The 8,190-nt window shown below is 52.1% G+C and carries 5 protein-coding genes and 2 pseudogenes; 3 read left to right on the top strand and 4 right to left on the bottom strand.

From position 1 onward, the window contains the following. The 4 genes and pseudogenes from ACYZYZ_RS02260 to xseA form a co-directional block, all read right to left on the bottom strand. Positions 1 to 455, bottom strand: a pseudogene (locus ACYZYZ_RS02260) (molybdopterin-dependent oxidoreductase); the annotation flags it as partial. A 148-nt stretch (positions 456 to 603) separates the two neighbouring features. Continuing rightward, positions 604 to 936, bottom strand: a complete 333-nt coding sequence (locus ACYZYZ_RS02255; protein ID WP_461483098.1) for a hypothetical protein — start codon at positions 934 to 936, stop codon at positions 604 to 606. 103 nt (positions 937 to 1,039) lie between these two features. Further along, complete coding sequence (pepF, locus tag ACYZYZ_RS02250) at positions 1,040 to 2,944, bottom strand: oligoendopeptidase F (RefSeq protein WP_461483097.1); 1,905 nt, start codon at positions 2,942 to 2,944, stop codon at positions 1,040 to 1,042. Then, positions 2,908 to 4,233: an exodeoxyribonuclease VII large subunit gene (xseA, locus tag ACYZYZ_RS02245; RefSeq protein WP_461483096.1), complete on the bottom strand. Its 1,326-nt coding sequence runs from the start codon at positions 4,231 to 4,233 to the stop codon at positions 2,908 to 2,910. Before xseA ends, pepF begins: the two co-directional genes overlap by 37 nt. A 213-nt stretch (positions 4,234 to 4,446) precedes the next feature. On the opposite strand from xseA, the gene guaB reads away from it, so the two are divergent. From guaB to ACYZYZ_RS02230, 3 genes and pseudogenes are all read left to right on the top strand, one after another. Further along, positions 4,447 to 5,913 (top strand): IMP dehydrogenase, encoded by a 1,467-nt coding sequence (guaB, locus tag ACYZYZ_RS02240; RefSeq protein WP_305168882.1) that lies wholly within the window; start codon positions 4,447 to 4,449, stop codon positions 5,911 to 5,913. An 84-nt stretch (positions 5,914 to 5,997) separates the two neighbouring features. Next, the gene (gene guaA / locus ACYZYZ_RS02235; RefSeq protein WP_461483095.1) at positions 5,998 to 7,572 is read left to right on the top strand and encodes a glutamine-hydrolyzing GMP synthase; all 1,575 of its coding nucleotides are present in this window, start codon (positions 5,998 to 6,000) and stop codon (positions 7,570 to 7,572) included. A gap of 149 nt (positions 7,573 to 7,721) precedes the next feature. Continuing rightward, a pseudogene (locus ACYZYZ_RS02230) lies at positions 7,722 to 8,190 on the top strand (hypothetical protein); the annotation flags it as partial.

The following is an 8,190-nucleotide window of genomic DNA, read 5'->3' as shown; positions in this document are numbered from 1 at the left end:
TGTGCCGCCAGCTGGTTGGCGAGGCCACCCACTTCGCGACCGCCCATGGCATTAGGCTGTCCGGTGATAGAGAAGGGGCCCGCACCCACTTTGCCGATTCGACCGGTTGCCAGGTGGCAGTTGATGATGGCGTTGCCCTTATCTGTGCCCGAAGAGGACTGGTTGATGCCCTGGGAGTAGAAGGTGATGGTTTTTTCCGTATCGGCAAACCATTGGTAGAACGTTGTCAGGATGTCCTGTTCTAGACCCGCACGGGAAGCAATTTCATCCATGGAATATTGCTGCGCGATGGCCAGTGTTTCGGCAAAACCCTCGGTGTGGGCTTCTATGTAATCGAGGTCGGTGGCTCTGTGCTGGTGCAGCCAGGCAAGCAGGCCCATAAACAGGAAGCTGTCAGAACCGGGCGTGATGGCGAGGTGTACGTCTGCAATGTCGCAGGTGGCGGTAGTTTTCGGAATTGCCTTAGAATAAATAGTGCGGAAAAAACAGTTAAAGAATTATTTTAGGGCACGAAATAATAGAGTTGAGTAAGTAACTTTTTTTGTTTGCGCAATAAAAAAAGTAACAACGACATACCTCTAAGGTATGCCGTTGGTCATTGGGTTACTGATTGGGGCAGTTCTCTTTTTGCTGGCGTTTTTCCTGGGCCCACTCTTTCATTTCAGCCTTTGCGGCCATGGCTTCCGCTTTGCTTACCAAGCCATTGCCATCTTTATCCATCGTGGCAAAGTGGGCACGACGTTTCGCCAGCATCCGTTCCAGCCCCTGTTCATGCTCTTCCAGAGTGATGTTGCCATCGTTATCCGTATCCATACGATCAAACATGAAATGGCCCCGGTGGTGCTCGCCTTTGGCCTTCGGTTGGGATGGCGACTCGGCGAGAGCAGTATAGGAAGCGAGCAGGGCGCACAGGGTAAATAACAGGTATTTGCGCATAAGAAATCCTCTTCTGTGATGATTGCGTCACCCTGTATAACGCGCGTTCGGTCAATTGGTTGACGCGCGTCTGAAAAAAGTTTCTGTTGGTGTCAGCCGAGGTCTATTTGTCGAGGATTCTCTCGGCTTCATCCATGAGGCGGTTCATACGCTCTATAACTGCGAGGTAGACATCCTTAGATGCCATATCGACACCCGCCGCAAGGAGGATTTCGTAAGGATAATCAGACCCACCTGCACGCAGAATATCGAGGTATTGTTGCTGTGCCTCTTCACCATCATTGAGTACCCGGTCCATCAGGTAGTAGGCGGCGGAAATGGACGTGGCGTATTGGTACACATAAAAGTTGCGGTAAAAATGGGGAATATAGGCCCACTCGGCGGTATAGGCATCGTCAATGATCATGACGCCTTTGTCATGGCCAAAATAACGTTTCAGCAGGTCGCCATACATCGTGTTCAGTTTGTCACCCGAAAGTGCGCCGCCGTTTTCCACATGTTCATGAATGGCGAGCTCAAATTCTGCAAACTGTGTCTGACGGAAGAAGGTGCCTCGCAATTGATTCAGCTCCTTGAACAGGTAGTGGAGGCGCTCCTGGTCGTTTTTGGCGTTGTTGCGCAGGTATTCAAAGAGCAGGACTTCGTTGGCTGTTGACGCGATCTCTGCAGTGAACGTGGCGTAATCCGCCTTGGTAAACGGCTGGTTGCGATTTGCCAGCAGAGAGTGCATGGCATGGCCCCATTCGTGGGCAAAGGTGCTGACAGATTCGATGGTGTCATCAAAGTTCAGCAGCATATAGGGGTGAGCGTCATAGGCGGCTCCCATCACGTAGGCGCCACTGCGTTTGCCAGGGCTGGGATAAACATGCATCCAGTTCTGGTTGACGGCATCGGTAAAGGTTTTGATGTAGTCTTCACCTAGGGGTTGCAGGGCTGCGATGGTCAACGCCTTGGTCTCTTCCAGACTGTAGGTGCGATCCAGAGGAACTACCGCAGGATAAATATCGTAGTAGTGGGATTCTTTAAGCCCAAGTACCCGCTGACGCAATTTCACCAGTCGATGCAGGCTGTCGAGGTGTTCATTCACCGTATCTACCAGGGCGTGGTAAACGGTCTGGGGGATATTGTCCTCTGCCTGTGCGCGTTGCAGGGCCGAGTCAAAACCCCTCAGGCGGGCCATCAATACATCGTTTTTAACTTGTCCCTCAAGGGTTAATCCCAGTGTCTGCCGGTACTTCTGGTAGGTCTCCCAGAATTGATCGAACACCAGTTTGCGATCATCGCGGTTATCCACCGCCCGGTATTGTGAGTAACCCGCCGGAGTCAGCACCACTTCATTGCCATCGGAAAGTGTCACCGTTGGCATCGGCATTTCAGCATTGGTCAACACATCGTAGACACTGGAAGGTGTCTGCATGGTGTCGAAGGTTGCGGCCAGAATTTTTTCTTCTGCATCACTGAGTGTGTAGGGTGCCATGTGCAGGGTTTTTCGGATAAAAAAATCGTGGTCTGCCAGCTTGTCGGTTTGCTTCTGGAAGCGACTGAGTTTTTCCTCGCCAATGGCGATTAATTCGGGGCTGACGAAGCTGGTGGCTTCGATCATTTGCGTAACGAGCATCTGGGCAACCGAGGCACGTTCAAGGTACTGGGCATTGCTGAAATCGGTGTCTCTGGCAAGAAATGAATACACATACAGGTGTAGTAGGTCTTTGTAGGTCTCACTGATGTCGTTGAGGCAGCTGGCGAGTTTGTCAGCACTGTCACCAAGCTTACCCTTGCACTCTGTCAGGGTTTCGATTCGAGCGGCAATGTTTTCTCGGTCTTTATCCCAGCTGGCAATGTCCGGGTACAAGTCTCCCAGGTCCCAGACTGTATCGGTGGCAAGAGGGTCGCTGGAGCCCTTGTCGTTAACATCGGCGGCTTGGCTGCTGGCGCAGAAAAACAGGACGATAAAGAGAGAAAGAAAACTTGTCAGGGCGTTTGTGGAATAATTTTTTTGACAGTGCATTGCAGGGATCCGTTAGATAGCTTTGCGGTAATAGTATTTCCTGGGACGGTGTCCGAGGCGCGGCGCAGAATATGCTGCTGTTCGTCTATGACGATAGCATACCCTCTGTCCAGTGTTTGCAGGGGACTGACAGCCTGTAGCAGGGTTGAAGCATTGACCCATTGCTGGCGCTTGAGTTCCAGCTGTTTTTCCATGATGCGATGCAACCGGTCAGACAGCTGCGTGTGTCGTTGTTGCAGTTGTTTAAGAGTAGCCCCGGGGTGACGTTGCTGGAGTCGGGCGCCTAGGTGTTGCACCCTGGTTTGCTGGCGTTCAAGCTGAAGTGCCAGCTGTTTCACAAGACGATGGGAGAGAGACTCCAGCCTGTGGTGTTGGTGTTTTAACTGCTCGCCAGGATGGCGCAGTCGCCGCTGCAGCCCGTCAATGCGTTGTTCTAAGGTGCGCAGGCGGCGATAGGCGCTTTCTTTTAACAGTCGTTCCCGATCAACAAAGCTGCTCAATAATTTGCTGCCGTCGGGGGTTAGCACTTCAGCTGCTGCAGAAGGCGTGGGGGCCCGGTAGTCGGCAACAAAATCTGCAATGCTGAAATCCACTTCATGCCCCACGGCACTGACCACCGGAATTTGGCTAGCAAAAATGGCTCTTGCGACAATTTCCTCATTAAAGGGCCAAAGGTCTTCCAGTGAGCCGCCTCCACGACCAACGATCAGGGCATCACACTGGTTGTCTTCATTGGCGAGGGCAATGGCATCGACAATGGCCGCGGCTGCTGTATCTCCCTGAACAGTGGTGGGGTATATGCGCACCGGAATGGCGGGGAAGCGCCGAGACATCACCGACAGGATGTCGTGCAAGGCAGCCCCACTGGGGGAGGTGATTACCCCGATCCGTTTGGGGAGGGTGGGCAGGGATTTTTTATGGCTGTTGTCAAATAACCCTTCTTCCGCCAGCCGCTGTTTCAACGCTTCATACTGGCGCTGCAGGGCACCGTGACCGGCCTCTTCAAGGTGTTCGATGATCAGCTGGTATTCGCCTCGTCCTTCATAAAGACTGAGTCGGCAGCGGGCCAGTACCTGATTCCCATTTTCGGGGCGGAAACGGGTCAGGCTGTTGCGGTTGCGGAACATGGCACAGCGAACCTGAGCCTGATCATCTTTGAGGGTAAAGTACCAATGACCGGAGCCCGGGCGCGCCAGGTTGGAGATTTCACCTTCAACCCAGACCAGCGGGAACTGGGTCTCCAGTAATTGCCGGACTCGGCGATTGAGCTGCGAAATCGTGTATGTCACAACTGATGTTTCCATGCAGCTATTGTCCACCGGTGGCGTGTAGAGTCAACGTGAATCCACCTTTTTCAGGTCTATTAACGGCGGTGAAAAGAGGTGTGTTTTCAAGGGTAACGGCTTATAATGCCGTGCTTACTTTTTATGGAACACTTGATGCCAAGCCAGCAGGTTGGCAGTGGTTTCCATCATCCATTATCAATGAGGTAAGCCATCCCGATGTTGCGAATCGCAGAAGAAGCACTCACCTTTGATGACGTGTTGTTGGTGCCCGGTTATTCCGAGATCACCGCCAAAGATGTGTCGCTAAAAACCCGCCTTACCCGTCGAATCGAAATGAATATCCCGCTGTTGTCTGCGGCCATGGACACCGTTACAGAAGCTCGCCTGGCCATAGCGCTCGCCCAGGAAGGCGGTGTTGGTATTGTTCACAAGAGCATGACCATTGAAAAACAAGCCCTGGAAGTGAGGGCGGTGAAAAAATTCGAGAGTGGTGTCGTTAAAGACCCTATTACCATCAATGCGGACGAATCGGTCAGCGCGTTGCTGGCCCTCACCAGGGAAAACAATATTTCTGGCGTTCCTGTGATCAGTAACGGTGAACTGGTGGGTATTGTCACCCGGCGAGATGTGCGCTTTGAACCCAGCCTGGACCTTCCAGTATCGGCGATCATGACTCCGAAAGAGCGATTGGTAACGGTCAAGGAGGGGGCCAGTGCCGATGAAGTGAAGTCGCTACTTCACAAGCACCGTATCGAAAAAGTGTTGGTGGTCAATGACGATTTTGAATTGCGTGGCCTGATCACGGTAAAAGATATCGACAAGGCCGAGAAATACCCCAGTGCTTGTAAAGACGATCAGGGTCGTCTCCGGGTCGGCGCTTCCGTGGGTACCAGCCTTGATACCGATGACCGTGTCGAGGCGCTAATTCGCGAAGGCGTGGATGTGCTAGTCGTGGACACGGCTCACGGTCACTCTCTCAACGTCATCAGCAGGGTACGCCGCATCAAGGAAATGTACCCCGACGTTGATGTGATCGGCGGCAATATTGCTACGGCTGAGGCAGCCCTGGCACTGGCCGAAGCCGGTGCCGATGGTATCAAGGTAGGCATTGGCCCGGGTTCCATCTGTACCACTCGCATTGTCACCGGTATCGGTGTTCCGCAGATATCTGCGGTAGCCAATGTGGTGGCTGCGCTGAGCAAGCACAATATTCCCGTTATTGCCGATGGCGGTATTCGCTTTTCGGGTGACGTGGCCAAGGCGCTCGCGGCCGGAGCACACTCGGTGATGATGGGTTCCATGTTTGCCGGTACCGAAGAGGCGCCGGGTGAAATTGAGCTGTATCAGGGCCGCACCTACAAATCCTATCGCGGTATGGGTTCCATGGGAGCTATGGCGCAGACAGTGGGTTCCAGTGATCGTTACTTCCAGGATGCCAGCCAGGGCGTTGAAAAGCTGGTGCCTGAGGGTATTGAAGGGCGTGTTCCCTACAAAGGACCGGTTGCTGGCATCATTCATCAGATGATGGGTGGTGTACGCTCGGCTATGGGCTACACCGGCAGCATCGATATTGAGACGCTGCGTAGCAAGCCCAATTTTGTCCGGGTGACATCCGCTGGCATGGGAGAAAGCCACGTGCATGATGTGGCGATTACCAAGGAAGCGCCGAATTACCCCCGTTAACGGGTGATAGCAGACTGAACAGGCATAACAGGGCTGCATGGTGCAGCCCTTTTAAATTGGCTTTTAATTGGCATTGGCAGGGTTATGACAGACATTCATTCACACAGGATCCTGATTCTGGACTTTGGCTCCCAGTACACGCAGCTGATTGCTCGTCGGGTCAGGGAAATTGGTGTGTATTCGGAAATTCATCCATGGGATATGGATGAAACGGCCATTCGCGAATTCAATCCCAAGGGCATTATTCTTGCCGGGGGCCCCGAGTCTGTCACGGCCGGATTTTCGCCACGAGCTCCTCAGATAGTGTTTGAAATGGGTATCCCTGTTCTGGGCATCTGCTACGGCATGCAAACCATGGCTGAACAGCTGGGTGGTGCTGTGCAGGGCTCTCATCTGCAGGAATTTGGTTATGCACAGGTCAAGGTGCATGGCAGTAGCCGCCTGTTGCGGGACGTTGTTGACCATGTAGACCATGAGGGTGGCCCGTTACTGGATGTCTGGATGAGCCATGGGGACAAAGTGACCGAGCTGCCCGATAGGTTCGAAGTGATGGCCTCTACCGAGTCCTGTCCGATTGCTGGTATGTATTGCCCCCAGCGGGATTTCTACGGTGTGCAGTTCCACCCCGAGGTGACCCACACACTGCAGGGCATGCGTATTTTTGAGCACTTTGTGTTGACCATTTGTGAGTGTGAGGCTCTTTGGACTCCCGCGCATATTATTGAAGACAGTATCGCCCGTATTCGTTGCCAGGTGGGGAATGATCCCGTCTTGCTGGGCCTTTCCGGTGGCGTTGATTCCTCTGTGGTTGCGGCTCTGCTTCACAAGGCTATTGGTGATCACCTCACCTGTGTATTTGTGGACAATGGTCTGCTTCGCAAGAACGAAGGTGACCAGGTGATGGAAATGTTCGCCAAGAATATGGGCGTGAAGGTGATCCGCGTAGACGCAGAGGAACGCTTCCTCAGCAAGCTTGCCGGGGTGGATGACCCTGAAAAGAAACGCAAGATCATCGGCAATACCTTTATCGAAGTCTTTGACGAGGAATCAGCTAAGCTTTCTGACATCAAGTGGTTGGCCCAGGGTACGATTTACCCGGATGTGATCGAATCCGCTGCGGCCAAGACTGGCAAGGCACACGTGATCAAGTCACACCATAACGTTGGCGGCCTGCCCGAAGATATGAAAATGGAATTGGTGGAACCGCTGCGCGAGCTGTTCAAGGATGAAGTGCGCAAAATCGGCCTTGAACTGGGACTGCCCTATGACATGGTCTACCGCCACCCGTTCCCGGGCCCCGGCCTTGGCGTGCGTATTCTCGGCGAGGTTAAAAAGGATTATGCGGATCTGCTGCGCGAAGCTGATGCCATCTTTATTGAGGAACTTCACAAAGCCGATTGGTACCACAAAACCAGCCAGGCGTTCGTTGTATTTCTGCCGGTGAAATCCGTCGGCGTAGTGGGGGATGCCCGTCGCTACGAATATGTCGTGTCGCTGCGAGCTGTCGAAACGGTGGACTTTATGACCGCCCGCTGGGCTCATCTGCCTTACGAGCTGCTGGAAAAAGTCTCCAATCGCATCATCAATGAGATTTCCGGTATCTCCCGGGTTGCCTATGATGTTTCCAGTAAGCCGCCGGCAACGATTGAGTGGGAGTAGTTTATATAGGTTAAGTTATTGATTTTATTGATATTTATAGTTAGTAACTTGTTATAAACTACGAAAGCCAATGGTTGATTCTGTTGGCTTTTTTCTTTAGTGTTAGAAAGAAAGTTAGAAACTACATCAACTATTACAAAGCGTAGATTTTGAGCACTGAACGGATAGACATATACGGTGGCAAAGCGACTATCAAACAGAACAAGTTTGGTGTGTGGCAGTTTCGTATGTGGGTAAGCAACGAAAAGCGTTATTACGAAAAGTCTTTGCGTACCAAACGCAGAGCAGAGGCTATCGATAAAGCAGAAGAGATGTACTTTGACTTACAGAATGAGTTGAAAGATGGCAGAAAGTTATTCTCTGTCTCTATTGCTGATGCTGTTGCTATCTATTTGGAGCACAGAAAGATTGATGTACGCACTAAAGAGATAGTTGAAGGACGTTGGGTAACTATACGTGCTCATCTCAACCACTTTATTGAATACGTTGGCGAAAACGAAAAAGCCGCTAACTTGGGCATCAACACGCTTGTGAAGTTTGAGTGGAAAGGCAAAGAAACGAACTACGTGCTTTTTCGAACTGAACAAGGTGCCTCAAAACAAACCGTTCGCAATGAAA

Origin of the sequence: Porticoccus sp., from assembly GCA_023261185.1 — a bacterium.
GTDB lineage: Bacteria > Pseudomonadota > Gammaproteobacteria > Pseudomonadales > Porticoccaceae > Porticoccus > Porticoccus litoralis.
Note: the sequence above shows the minus strand (reverse complement) of the source record. Positions and strands in the feature narration are given on the sequence as shown.